This window comes from Rathayibacter sp. VKM Ac-2762 (genome assembly GCF_009866585.1).
Classification (GTDB): Bacteria; Actinomycetota; Actinomycetes; order Actinomycetales; family Microbacteriaceae; genus Rathayibacter.
Genome location: NZ_CP047419.1, coordinates 3,316,095 through 3,333,860 on the forward strand (window position 1 = coordinate 3,316,095; position 17,766 = coordinate 3,333,860).

Below are 17,766 nucleotides of genomic sequence, written 5' to 3' on the forward strand. Positions count from 1 at the left end.
CGGGGTCCCGGCGGCCCGCGGGTACAGTGGAGCGGTGACTCAGCCGACCCTCTCCGACGAGCAGCAGCGGGTCTTCGACCTCATCGAGAACACGCGCGAGCACCTGTTCGTCACGGGTCGCGCGGGCACGGGCAAGTCCACCCTGCTCAACCACCTGAGCTGGAACACCGACAAGCAGATCGTCATCTGCGCCCCCACCGGCGTCGCGGCGCTGAACGTCGGCGGCCAGACCATCCACTCGCTCTTCCGACTGCCGATCGGCGTCATCGCCGACTCCGACCTCGACCAGCCGCCCGAGCTGCGCAAGCTCCTCAACACCATCGACACGCTCGTCATCGACGAGATCTCCATGGTCAACGCCGACCTGCTCGACGGGATCGACCGCAGCCTCCGGCAGGCGCGGCAGCGGCGCTCCGAGCCGTTCGGGGGCGTGCAGGTCGTCCTCTTCGGCGACCCGTTCCAGCTCGCACCCGTTCCCGGCGATCCGGAGGAGCGCGCCTACTTCGCCGACCGCTACCGCTCGCTGTGGTTCTTCGACGCCCTCGTCTGGCAGGAGGCGCCGCTGCGGATCGTCGAGCTCGGCCGGATCCACCGGCAGAGCGACGAGCGCTTCAAGTGGATGCTCAACGCGGTCCGCTTCGGCATGGTGACGAAGGAGATCGCCGACGTGCTGAACGCGGCGGGCGCGCGGACGCCTCCGGCCGACGACGCGATCACGCTCGCGACCCGCAACGACACGGTCAACCGCATCAACCAGGCGGCGCTCGCGCGGCTGAAGGGCCCGCTGAAGACCGCGTCGGCCGAGATCAGCGGCGACTTCGGCGGGCGCGCCTATCCGGCGGACCAGAACCTCGAGCTCAAGATCGGCGCGCACGTGATGTTCCTGCGCAACGACTCCGAGCAGCGCTGGGTGAACGGCACGATCGGCCGGGTGACGAAGGTCGCGGGGACGGTGTGGGTCGAGGTGGACGGCGAGGTCCACGAGGTCGAGCCCGCGACCTGGGAGCGCTACCGCTACTCCTACTCCGCCGCGACGAAGAAGCTGACCCGCGAGATCGTCGCCGAGTTCGCGCAGTTCCCGCTCCGCCTGGCGTGGGCGGTCACGATCCACAAGTCGCAGGGCAAGACCTACGACTCCGCCGTGGTCGACCTCGGGCAGCGCGCCTTCGCCCCCGGGCAGACCTACGTGGCGCTCAGCCGCATCACGAGCCTCGAGGGGCTCTACCTGACGCGGCCGCTCCGGCCGAGCGACATCATCGTCGACAAGGACGTGCTGCGCTTCATGTCCGAACGGCGAGCCGAGCCGGCCGCCGTCGCGGAGGCGTCCGCGGACTGACGCCCTGCGGAGGACGTGGGAGCAGGGGCCTCAGGCCGCCGCGCAGGTCCGGGCGAGATCGCGGAACAGCTCCGTCGTCAGCCGGTACGCCTCCGCGACCTCCGCGATGACCCGCTCGCGCTCCTCCTCGTCCCAGCCCGCGGCGTCGAGCTGCTCGCGGTAGGTGGCGCGGAAGGCCGACGGTGCGGCGATCTCGCCGAAGAGGAAGAAGCCGACGCCGTTGGTCTCGAAGCCGAACCGCCGCTGCAGCAGCCCGCGGACGATCGCGCAGCCGGAGAGGTCGCCGAGGTAGCGCGTGTAGTGGTGGGCGACGAAGCCGCCGCTCCAGCCCGAGGCCACAGTGCGGATCCGGTCGACGTAGGCGCTGGTCGAGGGCAGCGGGCGGATGCGCTCGCGCCAGTCCTCGCCGACGAGGAAGCGCAGGTCCTCCGCGATCGCGGGGAGCCGGGTGAGCTTGGCCGAGAGGAAGGGCTCCGCGACGGGATCGCCGGCCATGTCCTCCGCCACGGCCTCGAGGGCCTCGTAGACGAAGTAGTGCTGCGAGATGAGCGCGATGTAGTCGTCGCGGCTGCCGGAGCCGGTCATCAGCGAGGTCATGAAGGCGGCGCCCTCGTCGTCCGCGCCGGACTGCCCGATGCGCAGGCGCAGGGCCTCGGAGAACGGGATGACGTTCGACACGGTGGCCTCCCTCGGCGACTTAGGTCTGCCTTACCTTAGCCGAGCGGAGCCGCTGGGACCAGAGGCGTCAGTGCCCGTGTCCGCCGTCGACGACGGAGTGCATCATCCCGCCCATGTCGCCCGACCCGCCCGAGGAGGCGGCCATGGCGGGGGTGGCGAGGGCGGAGACGGTGAGCGCGCCGGCCAGGAGTCCGACGAGAGCTCGCGACGGCGAGACGGCCTTCTCCTCGACGCGCGGAGAGCGGAGCGAGACGGCCACCACGGCGACCGCGATCAGCTGGAGGACCGCGGCCGCCAGCGCGGGGAGGGGCTCGGCGAGTGCGCCGAGGGCCAGAGCGAGGGTGAACGCCGCCAGGGAGGCGACCGCGACGACCAGCGCGGAGCGCGGCACGACGATCCGGCCGCGCGCCAGGACGAGGACCGCCCAGAGGATCTCGACGGCACCGAGCACTCCGATCACCGGGGCCTGCACGCCTTCGCCGCCGGCGGCGAGCGAGAGGTGGACGAGCCCGGCGCCGAGTCCGGCGAAAGCGGCGTTGCAGCGGGCCACGGTGGTCATGGCGGCTCCTTCGCTGGATCGGGGAAGAAGAGGAGGCCCCGGATCGACACACCGCATCGTGTCGTCCGGGGCCGTTCAGTCCGTCCGCCGCGGAAAACGGCGGGCCCACGGCGGACGGAGTAGAGGGGGGCGGCGGGTGCCGCCCGGGTCAGGCGGTCGCGGCGGTGCGCGTCCTCGCCGTCTTCTCGGTGCCGAGTCCGACTCCCAGGAGCACCAGCGCGCTGGCCAGGTGCAGGAAGTGGTCGGCGGTGTTCAGCGCCAGCACGTTCAGAGCGGTGTCGACCAGGAAGAAGCCGACGATGCCGAGCAGCAGGTACACCGCTCCGACGGTCACGTTGACGGTCTTCGCCGCGGCGACGGTCGACAGGCCCGCGATCAGCAGGGCGCCTCCGATGAGCAGGTGGGCGATGTTGTGCAGCGGGTTCACCTCGAAGACGCCGAGCAGGAGCCCGCCTTCGGTCGAGAGGAACTGCACACCTCCGGTCACGACGAAGCCGAGGAGCCCGACGACGACGTAGACGGCTCCGAAGAGAGTCGCCAGCAGTCGATTGGGGGATCTGCGCATGGTCTCTTACCTCCTTCGAGCAGCGCCTCTGCGCTGTACTCCCTCTCTTCGTAACCCGGCGCCTGCCGGTTTGGGAACGGGGTGGACTCCGCCGGTCACGGTCAGGACACGAATCGCGATCGCGCGCTCAGCGGCCCTCTCCGGCCCGACGGAGCCCCCGTACAGTGGTGCCGTTCGCAGACGACGGGGGAGTCGCACGGCATGGGATCTCGCAGACGGACGCGGACGGGACTGCTCGTCGTCCCGGTCCTCGTGCTCGCACTGGCCGGCTGCACGTCCGCCGCCGCCTCGCGCGTGGCGGAGGCGCCCGCGCAGGCGGCGTCGGAGGAGCTCGCCTCCGCCCTGTCGGGGTTCCTCGACGAGACGGTCGGCGTCGCCGGCGCGACCGGAGCGGTCGCCGGGGTCTGGTCGCCGTGGGGCGGCAGCTGGGAGGGCGCGGTCGGCTGGGAGTCGGACGAGCGCACCACCGCCCTCACCACCGACGCGCACCTGCGGCTCGGCACCGGCGGCACCGAGGCGATGACCTGCGACGTGGTCCTCGCCCTCGCCGACTCCGGCCGGGTCGACCTCGACGCCGACGTCGGCGAGACGCTGCGCTCCCTGCCCGGCATCGACGGGCTCACCCTGCGCGAGCTCTGCGCGCACACCTCCGGCCTGGCCGACTTCCGCTCGGCGCTCTGGCCGACCGTGCTCCAGAACCCCCCGCGGCAGTGGCCGACGCTCGAGCTGCTCGCCGCGGCCCAGGTGCGCGGTGCCTCGGCCGAGCCCGGAGCGGCGTGGTCCGACTCCGCCACCGGTCCGCTGCTCGCCGGCATCGTCGCCGCGCAGGTGACCGGTCGGAGCATCGGGGAGCTCTACGACCAGTACGTGGTGCCGCGGTACGGGCTGCGGAGCACGGAGCTGCCCGGCGCCTCCGAGGTCGACCTGCCCGCTCCGTCCCCCCGCGGCTACGCGGTCGCGCTGGACCCGGCGACCGGGGAGAAGCGCTGCGACGTGCGCCTCGACGTCACCGCCGCGTCCCCGTCCGCCCTCGGCGCCGCCGGCGGAGCGCTGACCGATCTGGAGGACCTCCGGCGGCTGGCGACGGGTCTCGCGGCCGATCCCGCGGGCGACGCCATGTGGCAGGACCCGGTCGTCCAGGGCCAGGGCCGCGCCGACTACCTCCGCGCCGCGCTCGGCGGGCACGAGGCGGGACCCCTCCGCGGCTTCTCGGGCCTCGCGCCCGGCTTCGTCACCGCGGCCTACTCCGACCCGGTCTCGGGCCTGACCGTGGCCGTCTCGATCAACAGCTCGACGCCCGGCGGCGACTTCGCCGCGACGGTCGCCCGCACGCTGGCCGCCATCGCGGTCGAGCAGGGAGCCGCGGCGGGAGCCGAGGGCCTGCCCCGGCTCCCGTGGACGGCCGACGGCGAGCGCGGCGCCGTGCAGGGGACCCCGACGCGCTGCTGATCCGACGGCGCCCTACTCTGGTGCCATGCCGATCACTCCCGACACCAAGGACTGGACCTGGGTCCTCGAGCGCCCCTGCCTCGAGTGCGGTTTCGACGCCTCGCTCGTCGACGCCGACGAGGTCGCCGAGCTCATCCGCGAGAACGCCGCCGCCTGGCCCTACGTGCTCGACCGCGACGACGCGGCGGGCCGGCCCGACGACGAGACCTGGTCGCCGCTCGAGTACGCCGCGCACGTGCGCGACGTGCACCGTATCTACCGCACCCGCGTGCAGCTGATGCTCGCCGGCGACGACCCGCTCTACCCCAACTGGGACCAGGACGTCACCGCCGTGGAGGAGCGCTACGACCAGCAGGACCCCGCGACGGTCGGCCGCGAGCTGGTCGAGGCGGCCGAGCGCATCGCCGAGGTGTTCGACTCCGTCGCCGGCGCCCAGTGGCAGCGCCGAGGCCGCCGCAGCGACGGCGCGGCGTTCACGGTCGACACGATCGCCCGCTACTACCTGCACGACGTCCAGCACCACCTGCACGATGTGCAGGGCTGAGCTCAGGTGTCGATGAGCTGCGGATTGAGGAACGAGAGCGTCCGCGCGTAGGCGAGCGCCGCGGAGGCGGGGCTGACCGCGTCGCGCAGGTTGCCGTTCGCGAAGTGCCGCTGCGTGTCCGGGTAGGTGTGCGCCGTGACCGGCGTCCCCGACTCCTTCAGCCGTCCGACGAACGACTCCGGGTCGTCGCCCGCGGGCCACTCGTCGCTCTGCGCGTAGTGCAGGAGGGTGGGGCACGGGACCAGCACGTGCTCCTCCGCACCGAGGGTGGCGTAGTACGCGACCACCGCGTCCACGAGCCCGGTGCCCGCGGCGAGCAGCCCGAGGCGGCCGCCGAAGCCGAAGCCGATGACGGCGCTGCGCGGTGCCCCGGCCGCGACTCCGGTGCCGACCGCCTCGGCGACGGCGGCGAGGGTGCGGTCCTGCGCGGCCATCGCGGCGAGGTCGCGCGCGTCCTCCGGGGCGAGCGTGGCCCAGCCGTCGTAGAGGTCGGGCACGAGCACGTGGTAGCCGTGCTTCGCCACGGCCTCGGCGAACGGCTCCAGCCACGGCAGGCGCCCGAAGACGTCGTGCAGCACGACCACCACGGGCCGGCCGGGGTGCCCGTACTCGAGGGCGACGCCCGGCGACGGGATCTGGACGAGCTCTGTCACCCCTCCACCCTGCCCTCTGCGTCCCGCGATCACGCGCGCTGCCACTGATCCGCCCGGCGTGTCGCGTCGGAACGCCGCTCGGGCGCCTCACCGCTCCGCGCGGCCGTGCGGCTCCAGCGGCAGGACGACCTGCTCGCGCAGGTGCTCGTAGACGACCGAGGTGCGCACGTCGGCGACCTCGCGGCGCTGCGTCAGCTCGTCGATGACGAAGGCGTAGAGGTCCTGGTTGTCGCGGACGGCGACGTGGATGATGAAGTCCTCCGAGCCGGAGGTGACGAACACGCCGACCGTCTCGTCGAGGCCGGCGACCCAGTCGCGGAAGGCCTCGATGATCTCGCGCGACGGCGGACGGATGCGGACCGCGATCAGCGCCTGCACGCCGCGCCCGAGGGCCGCGAAGTCGAGAGTGAGCGTCGCGCCGGTGATGACGCCGCGGCGCCGGAGGCTCCTCGTGCGGTCGAGGGCGGTGGTGGGCGAGACGTGCACGGCGGCTGCGAGGTCCCGGTTCGTGATCCGTGCATCCGACTGCAGGACCTGCAGGATCCGGACGTCGAGTTCGTCGAGTGCCGCTCCTGGGCCGTTCTGCTGGTCGTTCATACGGAGATCCTGCCGCAGGGGACCCCTCCTGCCTACTCTTCGTGACGTCACTTCGCACGAACCGAGGAGCAGCATGACCATCCCCGCCCCCGACGCCGTCGGCTTCCACCCCGACGAGATCGACACCGCCGCGCCCACCCGCTCGGCCCGCCTCAAGTGGGTGGTCGTCGTCGACGAGTCCCTCCCCGCCGGTCGCGCCGTGAACGCCGCGATCTGCGTGGGCGCCGCGACGGCCGCGCACGTCGCGGGACTGCTCGGACCGAGCCCCGCCGACGCGTCCGGATCGCTGCATCCCGGTCTGCCGTGGGCCGGCTGCACGGTCCTCGCCGCCGACGCGGCCACCCTGCTCGCGATCCGCGCGAAGGCCGAGGCGCACGAGGGGACGTTCGTCGCCGACATGCCCGCGTCGGCGCAGGCCACCCGGGTGTACGACGAGTACCGGGAGGCGGTGGCGGCGAGCGGCTCCGACGAGCTGCAGTACCTCGCGGTCAGCCTGGTGGGGCCGAGGAACCGGATCGACAGGATCGTCGGGCGACTGCCGCTGCTGGGCTGACGGACACCGCGGGGCTGCCGAACGCAGCTGCGCTGCCGTACGCCGCTGCAGCGCCGGAGGAGGAGCCGCTCGCATCGGGCCGGAGGACCGGCCGCAGACGAGGGGAGAGGAGAGCGAGTGACGGGAATCGAACCCGCGCCATCTGCTTGGGAAGCAGAAGTTCTACCATTGAACTACACTCGCGCGACGCCACTCGGGCGCACCAGGACATCGTAGCAAGGCCCGGAGCCGGCCCACGCCCCGGGGTCGCGCCACGCCCTAGGATCGCAGCGTGCTCCTCTCCGACCGCGACATCTCGCTCGAACTCGCCTCCGGCCGCGTGGGGCTCGCCCCGCACGATCCGTCGATGCTGCAGCCGTCGTCCGTCGATGTGCGCCTCGACCGCTTCTTCCGGTTGTTCGACAACCACCGCTACCCGTACATCGATCCGGCCGAGGACCAGCCCGAGCTGACCCGCCTGGTCGAGACGCCGCAGGGCGAGCCGTTCATCCTCCACCCGGGAGAGTTCGTGCTCGGCTCGACCTACGAGGAGGTGTCCCTGCCGGACGACATCGCGGCGCGCCTCGAGGGCAAGAGCTCGCTCGGACGGCTCGGGCTGCTGACCCACTCGACCGCCGGGTTCATCGATCCGGGCTTCACCGGCCACGTCACCCTCGAGCTCAGCAACGTCGCGACGCTCCCCATAACGCTCTGGCCGGGGATGAAGATCGGCCAGATGTGCTTCTTCCGCCTCAGCTCGCCCGCCGAGAAGCCCTACGGCTCGGCGGAGTACAGCTCGCGGTACCAGGGCCAGCGCGGTCCGACCGCGTCGCGGTCGGCGCTCAACTTCCACCGCACGGACGTCTACACCGACTGACGCCGGCGCAGAGATCAGGGCGTAGGGGTCAGCCCAGCAGGCGGGGGAGCTGCAGCACGAGCCAGGGGGAGAACGCCCAGGGGGTCGAGCGGACGGCGGCGAGCGTCGCCTCGGCGTCGACCCACTCGTAGTCCATGACCTCGTCGAGGCGCGGATCGAGGGCGTCGCGGCTCGACAGCGTCGCCGTGTAGACGGGGCAGATCTCGTTCTCGACGACGCCGGACGCGTCGACCGCGCGGTAGCGGAAGTCCGGCAGGGCGACCTCCAGCGTGGCCAGCCGGGCGCCGAGCTCACGCTCGGCCCGGCGGACGACGGCGTCCTCGATCCGCTCGCCCGGGGCGGGGTGCCCGCAGAAGGAGTTGGTCCAGACGCCCGGCCAGGTGCGCTTCTCGAGCGCGCGGCGGGTCACCAGCAGCGCGCCGTCCGGGGAGAAGACGTGGCAGGAGAACGCGAGGTGCAGGGGGGTGGCCGTGTCGTGCACGGTCGCCTTGTCGGCGACCCCCACGGCGTTCCCGGCCTCGTCGAGGAGGACCACCTGCTCGATCCGGTCCGTCTGCACAGTGGCGGCTGGCGAAGTCATACCCGCAAGTCAAGCACGCCGCAACACATCAGCCGGCTTATCGTCCTGGTTCTCCCCTTTGTTAGCCTTCCCCCGTGGATACGCGCGACCCCGTGGTTCTGTCCCGGTTGAGGCAGGAGCACGTCGATGCCGTCCTGGACAGGTTCTTCTCGTTGGCGAGGTCCCGGGCGGTGCGTCTCGGACCCCGCTACCTGACCCTCTGGCAGACGCTGGAGGCCAACACCCGCGGCGGCAAGCGCTTCCGCCCGCTGATGGTGATCTCGGCGTACGAGGCCCACGGCGGCCAGGATCCGGAGGCCGCCGCCCATCTCGGCGCGGCGTTCGAGCTGCTGCACACCGCGCTGATCGTGCACGACGACGTGATCGACCGCGACTTCGTGCGCCGCGGCGGCCCGAACGTCTCGGGCAGCTACCGCGACGAGGCGACGACCGCGGGCCTCTCCATCCCGATCGCCGAGCACCGGGGCACCTCGGTGGCCGTGATCGCCGGGGACCTCGCCCTCACCGGCGCCCACCGCCTCGTCGAGGGCGTCGGCGCCTCCGACGGCGTGCGGGCCCGCCTGCTCACCCTGCTCGACGAGGCCGTCTTCGCCTCCGCCGCGGGTGAGCTGGCCGATGTGGACTTCTCCCTCATGCCGGGCATGCCCTCGGTCGACGAGGTGCTCGAGATGGAGCGCCTCAAGACGGCCGTCTACTCCTTCGAGGCGCCGCTGCAGGCCGGAGCGATCCTCGCCGGGGCCTCGGACGCCGCGGTGGACGCGCTCGGCGAGTTCGGCCGCTGGATCGGCATCGCCTACCAGATCGTCGACGACCTGCTCGGCGTCTTCGGCTCGGAGGGGCAGACCGGCAAGACCACGCTGGGCGACCTCCGCGAGGGCAAGCGCACCGTCCTCATCGCCCACGCGGCCGGCACGGACTGCTGGCCCGACATCGAGGCGCTGATCGGCGACGAGCACCTCGCGCCCGAGACCGCGGAGAAGGTGCGCGGCATCCTCGAGGAGTGCGGCGCCCGCAGCTACGCCGAGGGGCTCGCGAACCAGTTCGCCGACCGCGCCTGGGCGGCTCTGGAGACGCCCGCGGTGTCGGAGGCGTTCCGCAACGAGGTCCGCCCGCTCGTGGCCAGCGTGGTCGGGCGCACCCGATGAGCGCTGTCCGCCACGCGCGGATGCGCGCGACGATGCGCTCCGCCCGGCCGTGCCCCCGTACGGTGGCACGATGAGCCGCCAGAGCGAACTGTACGACCGCGTCGCGCACGAGTCGTCCGCGCAGGTGATCCACCGCTACTCCACCTCCTTCGGGCTGGCCACGCGCCTGCTCGCTCCGGGCGTCCGCGAGCGGGTGGAGGACGTCTACGCCCTCGTGCGCGTCGCCGACGAGATCGTCGACGGCGTCGCCGAGGAGGCCCGTCTCGACCGGGCCGCGGTGGAGGAGTCCCTCGACGCCTTCGAGGCCGAGACCGAGCGCGCGCTCGCCTCCGGCTACAGCTCCAACCTTGTGATCCACGCCTTCGCGCGGACCGCGCGGGCGACCGGATTCGGCACCGAGCTCACCCGGCCGTTCTTCGCGTCGATGCGCGCCGACCTCCGCGAGACCGAGCACACCCCCGAGTCCTTCGAGGCCTACGTCTACGGCTCCGCCGAGGTCGTCGGGCTGATGTGCCTGCACGTGTTCCTCGCGGCGCCGGACGCGGGGCTCGTCTCCGAGGCCGCCCGCGAGCGGCTCGTGGCCGGAGCCCGCCGCCTGGGCGCCGCGTTCCAGAAGGTCAACTTCCTCCGCGATCTCGCCGCCGACGTCGACGGCCTCGGCCGCAGCTACTTCCCCGGAGTCGACCCGCGGGCGTTCTCCGAGCGCGACAAGGCCTCGCTGCTCGCCGACCTCGACGACGACCTCGCCGAAGCCGCCGCCATCGTGCCCGAGCTCCCGCGCTCGAGCCGGCGCGCGGTCCTGCTCGCCCACTCCCTCTTCGCCGCCCTGGCCGACCGGATCCGCGCGACGCCCGCCGAGGAGCTCCTCCGCGCCCGCGTCAGCGTGCCCACGGCCGCCAAGGCGGCGCTCGCGGCGAAGGCGGCCGTGTCGACGCTGGGCCCGCGCCTGGGCCCCGGCCCCGTCCGCGCGACCCGCTCGAGGACCGGCCCGCACCGCGCCGTCGTCATCGGCGGCGGGATCGGCGGGCTCGCCTCCGCCGCGCTGCTCGCGCGCGACGGCTACGACGTGACCCTCCTGGAGGCGCGCGAGGCCGTCGGCGGCCGCGCCGGCTCGTGGGAGCACGAGGGCTTCCGCTTCGACACCGGTCCCTCCTGGTACCTGATGCCCGAGGTGTTCGACCACTTCTTCCGCCTCATGGGCACCAGCGCCGAGGAGCGCCTCGACCTCGTCACGCTCGACCCCGGCTACCGGGTCTACAGCGAGGGCGTCGACGAGCCGATCGACGTGCTCGCCGACCTCGAGTCGAACCTCGCGCTCTTCGAGAGCATCGAGCCCGGAGCGGGCGAGCGGATGCGCGCGTACCTCGACTCCGCGCGCGACACCTACGAGATGGCCAAGCGCCGCTTCCTCTACACGAGCTTCTCCTCCTTCCTCCCGCTGCTGCGCCGCGACGTGCTCAGCCGGACCGGGAGGCTCGGCCGCCTGCTGCTCACGCCGCTCGACACGTTCGCGGCGACGGCGGTCACCGACAACCGGCTGCGCCAGATCCTCGGCTACCCGGCCGTCTTCCTCGGCTCCTCGCCGTTCGCCGCGCCGAGCATGTACCACCTGATGAGCCACCTCGACCTCGCCGACGGCGTGCTCTACCCGATGGGCGGATTCACGAAGCTGATCGAGGCGGTCGCCGACGTCGCCGAGGAGGCCGGCGTCACCGTCCGTACGTCCTCGCCCGCGACGCGGATCCTCACCGCCCGCTCGCCCCGCGGCCGACGCCGCGGCGCCGAGGTCGTCGGAGTCGAGTTCACGGGCCCCGACGGCACGGAGCGGATCCCCGCCGACCTGGTCGTCAACGCCTCCGACCTCTTCACCACCGAGCAGTCGCTCCTCCCCGAGGAGCTGCGGACCTACCCGCCCGCCTACTGGGAGAAGCGCGAGCCCGGCCCGAGCGCCGTCCTCGTCCTCCTGGGCGTGCGCGGGGAGCTGCCCGAGCTCGAGCACCACACCCTGCTCTTCACGAAGGACTGGCGCGACAACTTCGACAAGATCTTCGGCGAGCACCCGACCGTCCCCGATCCCGCGTCGATCTACGTCTGCCGCCCGAGCGCGACCGACGCGAGTACGGCTCCGGAGGGGCACGAGAACCTGTTCGTGCTCGTGCCGATCCCGGCCGACACCTCGATCGGCCACGGCGGAGTCGACGGCGCGGGCGACGCGCGCGTCGAGGCCATCGCCGACCAGGCCATCGCGCAGATCGCGTCCTGGACCGGCGCGACCGACCTGGCCGAGCGGATCGTCGTCCGCCGCACCATCGGCCCGGCCGACTTCGAGAGCGACCTCGGCGCCTGGCGCGGCTCGATGCTCGGACCGGCCCACGTCCTCTCGCAGAGCGCCTTCTTCCGCGCCGGGAACGTCAGCAGGCACGTCGACGGCCTGCTCTTCGCCGGCAGCTCCACGATCCCCGGCATCGGCCTGCCGATGTGCATCATCAGCGCCGAGGTCATGCTCAAGCGCGTGCGCGGCGACGTGTCGACCGAGCCGCTGCCCGTGCGGGTGGCGCCGTCCGCTCCGGTCGCGCCCGTCGCCGTGGGGGAGTAGGCGTGGGGATCCTCTACCTGCTCGCGCTCCTCGTCTCGATCACCGGGATGATCGTGCTCGACCGCCGCTTCCGGCTGTTCTTCTGGGCGGACGCGCGACGCGCGGCGATCGTGCTGCCCGTGGGAGTCGCGTTCTTCCTGGTCTGGGACCTCGTGGGGATCGGCCTGGGCGTCTTCTTCCGCGGAGAGACCTCCTACATGACCGGCCTGCAGATCGCGCCGGAGCTCCCGGTCGAGGAGGTCCTCTTCCTCACCCTGCTCTGCTACCTGACGATGGATGTGCACGGCTTCCTCTCGCAGCGCGTCTCCCGGCGAGCGGAGGCGCGCGCGTGACCTACCTCCTCCTCAACGCCGTGTTCCTCGCGGTGGTGCTGGTGCTGCTGCTGCTCGCGCTGCGCCGACGCGTCCTGCGCCTGCCCGCCGTCCTCGGCACCCTCGCCGTGCTGCTGGTGATGACCGCCGTGTTCGACAACATCATGATCGGAGTGGGCCTGCTGGTCGCCTACGACGACGACCTGATCTCGGGCATCCGGATCGGTGTTGCTCCGATCGAGGACTTCGCCTACGCGATCGCCGCGGCCCTCGCCCTCCCGGCGCTCTGGGTGCTCCTGCCCTCGCGTCGTCGGAGCGAGCCGTGAACCGGCTGCGCGCGCTGTTCGTCTCGAGCCGCCCGCTGAGCTGGGTCAACACCGCCTACCCGTTCGCGGCGGCGTACCTGCTGACCACCCGCGAGATCGACCTCGCCTTCGTGCTCGGCACGATCTACTTCCTCATCCCCTACAACCTCGCGATGTACGGGATCAACGACGTCTTCGACTACGAGTCCGACCTGCGGAACCCCCGCAAGGGCGGCGTCGAGGGCGCCGTGCTCGACCGGAGCGAGCACCGAGCGACGCTCATCGCGGCGGTGGCCACGAACGTGCCGTTCCTGGTGGCGCTCGTGCTGCTCGGGTCCCCGGTCTCGTGGCTGGTCCTCGCGATCAGCGTCTTCGCCGTGATCGCCTACAGTGCGCCGGGGCTCCGCTTCAAGGAGCGCCCGTTCGTCGACTCGCTGACCTCGGCGACCCACTTCGTCAGCCCGGCCGTCTACGGGATCGCCCTCGCGGGCACCGTGGTCACCGGACCTCTGGTGGCGCTCCTCGTGGCGTTCTTCCTCTGGGGGATCGCGAGCCACGCCTTCGGCGCGGTGCAGGACATCCTGGCCGACCGCGCGGGCGGCATCGGCTCGATCGCGACCGTGATCGGAGCGAAGGCGACCACGCGCTTCGCCATCGCCGCCTACATCGCGAGCGGCCTGCTCCTGCTCCTGCTGCCCTGGCCGGGGACCCTCGCGGCGATCCTCGCGGTGCCGTACGCGGTGAGCATCTGGCCGTACCGGTCGCTCGAGGACGCCGAGGCGGAGCGGGCGAACGCGGGCTGGAAGCGCTTCCTCGCGCTGAACTTCCTGACCGGCTTCCTCGTCACGCTCCTGCTGATCGTGTTCTGGATCGCCACGGTCTGATCCTCGGCCATGGCGCGCAGGGAGGGGCCTCGCCAGCGTCTCCGCGGGCCGGGCCTCGTCAGTCCCGGCGGGCGGGCGGAGCGAGCCGCGGCTCCGGCACGACGGGGGCGGTGGCCGGCGGGCGGCGCACCGGCAGGAGCAGCACCAGTCCCACGGCGAGGACGAGGACGAGCCCGAGGATGCCCCAGTACTGCACGTTCGCCTCGCCGCTGCCCGAGAGGGCCGCGGCGATCGAGACGGCGGCTGCGAAGGCGGCGGGCGCGAGGAACGAGGCCGCCCGCCCGGTGGTCGCGTAGAGGCCGAAGATCTCGCCCTCGCGTCCCTCCGGGATGAGGCGGGCCAGGTAGCTGCGGCTCGCCGACTGCGCCGGGCCGACGAACAGGCACAGCAGCAGGCCGAAGATCCAGAACACCGTGCTCCCCCCGTCGTGCAGGACGAAGACGGCGGTGCCGCAGACGACCAGGCCGATGAGCGAGGCGACGATCACGGCCTTGGGGCCGATGCGGTCGTCGAGCGCACCGACCGAGATGGTCGCCACTCCGGCCACGACGTTCGCGGCGATGGCGAACAGGATCACCTCGCCGGCGTCGAAGCCGAAGGTGCCCTGCGCCAGCACGCCGCCGAAGGTGAAGACCCCGGTGAGCCCGTCGCGGAACACCGCGCTGGCGATGAGGAAGGCCACGGTGCTGCGGCTCTCGCGCCAGAGGGCGGCGACCTGCGCGAAGAGCGCGCGGTAGGAGGCGATCACGCCGACGCGCTCCGCCCGGCTCGCGCGCGCCGGCGTCTCCGGCACCGCGACCAGCACCGGAAGGGCGAAGACGGCGAACCACACGCCGGCGACCAGGATCGAGACGCGCACGTCGAGGCCGTCGTCCCCCGTCACTCCGAAGAGCCCGACCTCGGGCGAGATGAAGCCGAAGTACACGATCAGCAGCAGGACGATCCCGCCGACGTAGCCCATGCCCCACCCGAAGCCGGAGACGCGGCCGATGGTCGCCCGGGTCGAGACCTGGAGGAGCATCGCGTTGTAGTTGACGCTCGCGAACTCGAAGAAGACCGTGCCGACCGCGAGCAGTCCGAGTCCCAGCCAGAGGAGGGCCGGGTCGGGGCGCACGAGGAACATCAGCAGGATGCAGAGGACGACGACGGAGGAGTGGATCCCCAGCCAGAGCCGGCGGCGCCCGCCGAGGTCGGCCCGGCGGCCGGTGATCGGCGCGATCACGGCGACGACCACGCCGGCGCCGGCGAGGGACCAGCCGAGCGCGGCCGAGACTCCGCTCGAGGTGCCGAAGAGCCCGTCGGTGGTCAGGTAGACGGTGAAGACGAAGGTGGTCACCACCGCGTTGAAGGCCGATCCGCCCCAGTCCCACAGGCCCCAGGCGAGGACGGGCCAGCGGCCGGTGCGCGTCGTCATGGGCCCACCGTAGGGGGAGGAGGTGAACGGCCGGAAGCGGCGGGACCCGCGAGTCTGAGAGTTGAGCCGATGCGACTCAACTTCTCGCCTCCGGACTTGACGCGAGACGACGGATGCGTAAACTTGAGCGTGTGGGGCTCAACTCCCGCAGAGGATTCCGCACCACCCGTCAACTGACCGGCAGCCGCCCGCGCGACGCCGATCGCGAAGGAGAACAACGCATATGTCCCGTGCCGTAGGCATCGACCTGGGAACCACCAACTCTGTCGTGGCCGTCCTCGAGGGAGGCGAGCCCACCGTCATCGCCAACGCCGAGGGCTTCCGCACGACGCCGTCCGTCGTGGCGTTCACCAAGGACGGGGAGGTGCTCGTCGGCGAGACCGCGAAGCGCCAGGCCGTCACCAACGTCGACCGCACCATCGCGTCGGTCAAGCGCCACATGGGCACCGACTGGACCTTCGGCGTCGAGGACAAGAAGTACACCCCGCAGGAGATCTCGGCCCGCATCCTGGGCAAGCTCAAGCGCGACGCGGAGCAGTACCTGGGCGACAAGGTGACCGACGCGGTCATCACCGTCCCGGCCTACTTCAACGACGCCGAGCGCCAGGCGACCAAGGACGCCGGCGAGATCGCCGGACTCAACGTCCTGCGCATCATCAACGAGCCCACCGCGGCCGCGCTGGCCTACGGCCTCGACAAGGGCAAGGAGGACGAGCTCATCCTCGTCTTCGACCTCGGCGGCGGAACGTTCGACGTCTCCCTCCTCGAGGTGGGCAAGGACGACGACTTCTCGACCATCCAGGTCCGCGCGACCTCGGGCGACAACCGCCTCGGCGGCGACGACTGGGACCAGCGCGTCGTCGACCACCTGGTCAAGCGCTTCAAGGACTCGACCGGCGTCGACGTCTCGAAGGACAAGATCGCTCGCCAGCGCCTCAAGGAGGCCGCGGAGCAGGCGAAGAAGGAGCTCTCCTCGAGCACCTCGACCAGCATCCAGCTGCCCTACCTCTCGCTCACCGAGAACGGCCCGGCGAACCTCGACGAGACGCTCACCCGCGCCAAGTTCGAGGAGCTCACCAGCGACCTGATCGAGCGCACCCGCAAGCCCTTCACCGACGTCATCGCCGAGGCGGGCGTCAAGGTCGAGGACATCGCTCACGTGGTCCTCGTCGGCGGCTCGACCCGCATGCCGGCCGTGGCCGAGCTCGTCAAGAAGCTCACCGGCGGCAAGGAGCCCAACAAGGGCGTCAACCCGGACGAGGTCGTCGCCGTCGGCGCCGCGCTGCAGGCCGGCGTCCTCAAGGGCGAGCGCAAGGACGTCCTCCTGATCGACGTGACCCCGCTCTCGCTGGGCATCGAGACCAAGGGCGGGATCATGACCAAGCTGATCGAGCGCAACACCGCGATCCCGACCAAGAGGTCCGAGACCTTCACCACGGCCGACGACAACCAGCCGTCCGTCGCGATCCAGGTCTTCCAGGGCGAGCGCGAGTTCACCCGCGACAACAAGAACCTGGGCACGTTCGAGCTGACCGGCATCGCGCCGGCCCCGCGCGGCATCCCGCAGGTCGAGGTCACCTTCGACATCGACGCCAACGGCATCGTCCACGTGTCCGCGAAGGACAAGGGCACCGGCAAGGAGCAGTCGATGACGATCACGGGCGGCTCGTCGCTGCCCAAGGACGACATCGACCGCATGGTCCGCGAGGCCGAGGAGCACGCCGCCGAGGACAAGGCCCGCCGCGAGGCCGCCGAGATCCGCAACAACGCCGAGACCCTGGCGTACTCGATCGACAAGCTGATCAAGGACAACGAGGACAAGCTGCCCGAGGACGTCAAGTCCGAGGTGCAGGGAGACGTCGACGCGCTGAAGACCGCGCTCGCCGGCGACGACGACGCGGCCGTCAAGACCGCGTTCGACGCCCTCAACGCCTCGCAGACCAAGATCGGCCAGGCGATCTACTCCCAGGACCAGGCCGCGCAGAGCGCCCCCGCGGACGCTCCGGCCGACGGTGACAAGAAGGACGACGAGGACATCGTCGACGCCGAGGTCATCGACGAGGACGAGCCGAAGGACACGAAGTAGCCATGGCAGCCGAGAACGAGCCCCAGGACCTCCCCGAGGAGCAGCCGGCCACCGGCGGCGAGGCGGGAGCGGAGGCGGCGCAGGACGCCCAGGACCAGGAGGGCCTCATCGAGGCCGAGGGGCCCGACGTCGAGACCAGCCTCTCGGACGCCGACCTCTCGTTCCTCTCGGGACAGTCCAGCGCCGAGACGCTCGCGGCCGAGCACCTCGCCGATCTCCAGCGGGTGACCGCCGAGTACGCGAACTACCGCAAGCGCACCGAGGCGAACCGCCAGATCGACAAGGAGCGGGCGATCGGCGACGCGGTGAAGGTCATCCTCCCCGTGCTCGACGACCTCGACCGCGCCGAGAAGCACGGCGACCTCGCCGAGGGCGGGCCCTTCACGGCCATCGCGCAGAAGCTGCGCGGCGGAGTGGAGAAGCTCGGCCTGGTGAAGACCGGCGCCGTGGGCGACCTGTTCGACCCGAACATCCACGAGGCGATCTTCCAGCAGCCCACCCCCGGCGCCGAGACCTCCACGGTCGCGGACGTCGTCGAGGCGGGCTACTACCTCGGAGGCTCGCTGCTGCGGGCCGCCAAGGTGGTCGTGGCAGTCCCCGCCGACTGACACCGCCACCGGCACCACCACCGCGGAGGACCCCGCCCCGCTCGGCA

19 protein-coding genes and 1 tRNA gene are annotated in these 17,766 nt (G+C 72.0%); 12 read left to right on the forward strand and 8 right to left on the reverse strand.

Translation table 11 applies throughout. The annotated features are described in order from the left end of the window. Positions 1 to 34: 34 nt before the first annotated feature. Positions 35 to 1,336: a DEAD/DEAH box helicase gene (locus GTU71_RS15565; protein ID WP_104222908.1), complete on the forward strand. Its 1,302-nt coding sequence runs from the start codon at positions 35 to 37 to the stop codon at positions 1,334 to 1,336. A gap of 30 nt (positions 1,337 to 1,366) precedes the next feature. On the opposite strand, the gene GTU71_RS15570 is transcribed toward GTU71_RS15565, so the two are convergent. The 3 genes from GTU71_RS15570 to GTU71_RS15580 form a co-directional block, all read right to left on the reverse strand. Beyond that, positions 1,367 to 2,014: a biliverdin-producing heme oxygenase gene (locus tag GTU71_RS15570; RefSeq protein WP_104226125.1), complete on the reverse strand. Its 648-nt coding sequence runs from the start codon at positions 2,012 to 2,014 to the stop codon at positions 1,367 to 1,369. 67 nt (positions 2,015 to 2,081) lie between these two features. Continuing rightward, the gene (locus GTU71_RS15575; RefSeq protein ID WP_159940947.1) at positions 2,082 to 2,573 is read right to left on the reverse strand and encodes a hypothetical protein; all 492 of its coding nucleotides are present in this window, start codon (positions 2,571 to 2,573) and stop codon (positions 2,082 to 2,084) included. 148 nt (positions 2,574 to 2,721) lie between these two features. Continuing rightward, complete coding sequence (locus tag GTU71_RS15580) at positions 2,722 to 3,138, reverse strand: DUF4383 domain-containing protein (protein ID WP_104222905.1); 417 nt, start codon at positions 3,136 to 3,138, stop codon at positions 2,722 to 2,724. A 201-nt stretch (positions 3,139 to 3,339) separates the two neighbouring features. On the opposite strand from GTU71_RS15580, the gene GTU71_RS15585 reads away from it, so the two are divergent. Together GTU71_RS15585 and GTU71_RS15590 are read left to right on the forward strand one after the other, a co-directional pair. Further along, positions 3,340 to 4,587, forward strand: a complete 1,248-nt coding sequence (locus GTU71_RS15585) for a serine hydrolase domain-containing protein (RefSeq protein ID WP_159940949.1) — start codon at positions 3,340 to 3,342, stop codon at positions 4,585 to 4,587. 25 nt (positions 4,588 to 4,612) lie between these two features. After that, positions 4,613 to 5,131 carry a DinB family protein gene (locus tag GTU71_RS15590; protein ID WP_104222903.1) on the forward strand — a complete coding sequence of 173 codons (519 nt, stop codon included), beginning with the start codon at positions 4,613 to 4,615 and terminating at the stop codon, positions 5,129 to 5,131. Positions 5,132 to 5,133: 2 nt separating this feature from the next. Here the strand turns inward: GTU71_RS15590 and GTU71_RS15595 are convergent, their stop codons facing one another. Together GTU71_RS15595 and GTU71_RS15600 are read right to left on the reverse strand one after the other, a co-directional pair. After that, the gene (locus GTU71_RS15595) at positions 5,134 to 5,784 is read right to left on the reverse strand and encodes a dienelactone hydrolase family protein (protein WP_104237610.1); all 651 of its coding nucleotides are present in this window, start codon (positions 5,782 to 5,784) and stop codon (positions 5,134 to 5,136) included. Positions 5,785 to 5,871: 87 nt separating this feature from the next. Then, positions 5,872 to 6,381, reverse strand: a complete 510-nt coding sequence (locus tag GTU71_RS15600; RefSeq protein WP_104255349.1) for an Lrp/AsnC family transcriptional regulator — start codon at positions 6,379 to 6,381, stop codon at positions 5,872 to 5,874. A gap of 73 nt (positions 6,382 to 6,454) precedes the next feature. On the opposite strand from GTU71_RS15600, the gene GTU71_RS15605 reads away from it, so the two are divergent. Continuing rightward, the gene (locus GTU71_RS15605; protein ID WP_104249914.1) at positions 6,455 to 6,934 is read left to right on the forward strand and encodes a DUF2000 domain-containing protein; all 480 of its coding nucleotides are present in this window, start codon (positions 6,455 to 6,457) and stop codon (positions 6,932 to 6,934) included. Positions 6,935 to 7,046: 112 nt separating this feature from the next. Here the strand turns inward: GTU71_RS15605 and GTU71_RS15610 are convergent. Then, positions 7,047 to 7,117, reverse strand: a tRNA-Gly gene (locus GTU71_RS15610). Positions 7,118 to 7,205: 88 nt separating this feature from the next. Here GTU71_RS15610 and dcd point away from each other — a divergent pair. Continuing rightward, the gene (gene dcd / locus GTU71_RS15615) at positions 7,206 to 7,790 is read left to right on the forward strand and encodes a dCTP deaminase (protein WP_104222898.1); all 585 of its coding nucleotides are present in this window, start codon (positions 7,206 to 7,208) and stop codon (positions 7,788 to 7,790) included. A 28-nt stretch (positions 7,791 to 7,818) separates the two neighbouring features. On the opposite strand, the gene idi is transcribed toward dcd, so the two are convergent. Further along, on the reverse strand, positions 7,819 to 8,370 hold the full coding sequence (gene idi / locus GTU71_RS15620; RefSeq protein WP_104222897.1) for an isopentenyl-diphosphate Delta-isomerase: 552 nt from the start codon (positions 8,368 to 8,370) through the stop codon (positions 7,819 to 7,821). A gap of 170 nt (positions 8,371 to 8,540) precedes the next feature. Here idi and GTU71_RS15625 point away from each other — a divergent pair, with 170 nt between their 5' ends. The 5 genes from GTU71_RS15625 (at position 8,541) to GTU71_RS15640 (ending at position 13,611) form a co-directional block, all read left to right on the forward strand. Continuing rightward, positions 8,541 to 9,515: a polyprenyl synthetase family protein gene (locus GTU71_RS15625; protein WP_244229492.1), complete on the forward strand. Its 975-nt coding sequence runs from the start codon at positions 8,541 to 8,543 to the stop codon at positions 9,513 to 9,515. A 70-nt stretch (positions 9,516 to 9,585) separates the two neighbouring features. Next, positions 9,586 to 12,111: a phytoene desaturase family protein gene (gene crtI / locus GTU71_RS15630; RefSeq protein WP_159940951.1), complete on the forward strand. Its 2,526-nt coding sequence runs from the start codon at positions 9,586 to 9,588 to the stop codon at positions 12,109 to 12,111. 2 nt (positions 12,112 to 12,113) lie between these two features. Next, a complete protein-coding gene (locus tag GTU71_RS15635) occupies positions 12,114 to 12,443 on the forward strand; it encodes a lycopene cyclase domain-containing protein (RefSeq protein ID WP_104255346.1) in 330 nt (109 codons plus the stop codon). Further along, positions 12,440 to 12,748 (forward strand): lycopene cyclase domain-containing protein, encoded by a 309-nt coding sequence (locus tag GTU71_RS16535; protein ID WP_104222893.1) that lies wholly within the window; start codon positions 12,440 to 12,442, stop codon positions 12,746 to 12,748. Before GTU71_RS15635 ends, GTU71_RS16535 begins: the two co-directional genes overlap by 4 nt. Then, the gene (locus GTU71_RS15640; protein ID WP_167305260.1) at positions 12,745 to 13,611 is read left to right on the forward strand and encodes a prenyltransferase; all 867 of its coding nucleotides are present in this window, start codon (positions 12,745 to 12,747) and stop codon (positions 13,609 to 13,611) included. The genes GTU71_RS16535 and GTU71_RS15640 overlap by 4 nt, the downstream gene beginning before the upstream one ends. Positions 13,612 to 13,669: 58 nt before the next feature. Here the strand turns inward: GTU71_RS15640 and GTU71_RS15645 are convergent, their stop codons facing one another. Beyond that, positions 13,670 to 15,025 carry an MFS transporter gene (locus GTU71_RS15645; protein ID WP_159940955.1) on the reverse strand — a complete coding sequence of 452 codons (1,356 nt, stop codon included), beginning with the start codon at positions 15,023 to 15,025 and terminating at the stop codon, positions 13,670 to 13,672. A gap of 223 nt (positions 15,026 to 15,248) precedes the next feature. On the opposite strand from GTU71_RS15645, the gene dnaK reads away from it, so the two are divergent. Together dnaK and GTU71_RS15655 are read left to right on the forward strand one after the other, a co-directional pair. After that, positions 15,249 to 17,111, forward strand: coding sequence for a molecular chaperone DnaK (dnaK, locus tag GTU71_RS15650; RefSeq protein WP_104222890.1), 1,863 nt, complete (start codon positions 15,249 to 15,251; stop codon positions 17,109 to 17,111). Between the two features lie 2 nt (positions 17,112 to 17,113). Then, on the forward strand, positions 17,114 to 17,719 hold the full coding sequence (locus tag GTU71_RS15655) for a nucleotide exchange factor GrpE (protein ID WP_104325539.1): 606 nt from the start codon (positions 17,114 to 17,116) through the stop codon (positions 17,717 to 17,719). The last annotated feature ends 47 nt before the right edge of the window (positions 17,720 to 17,766 follow it).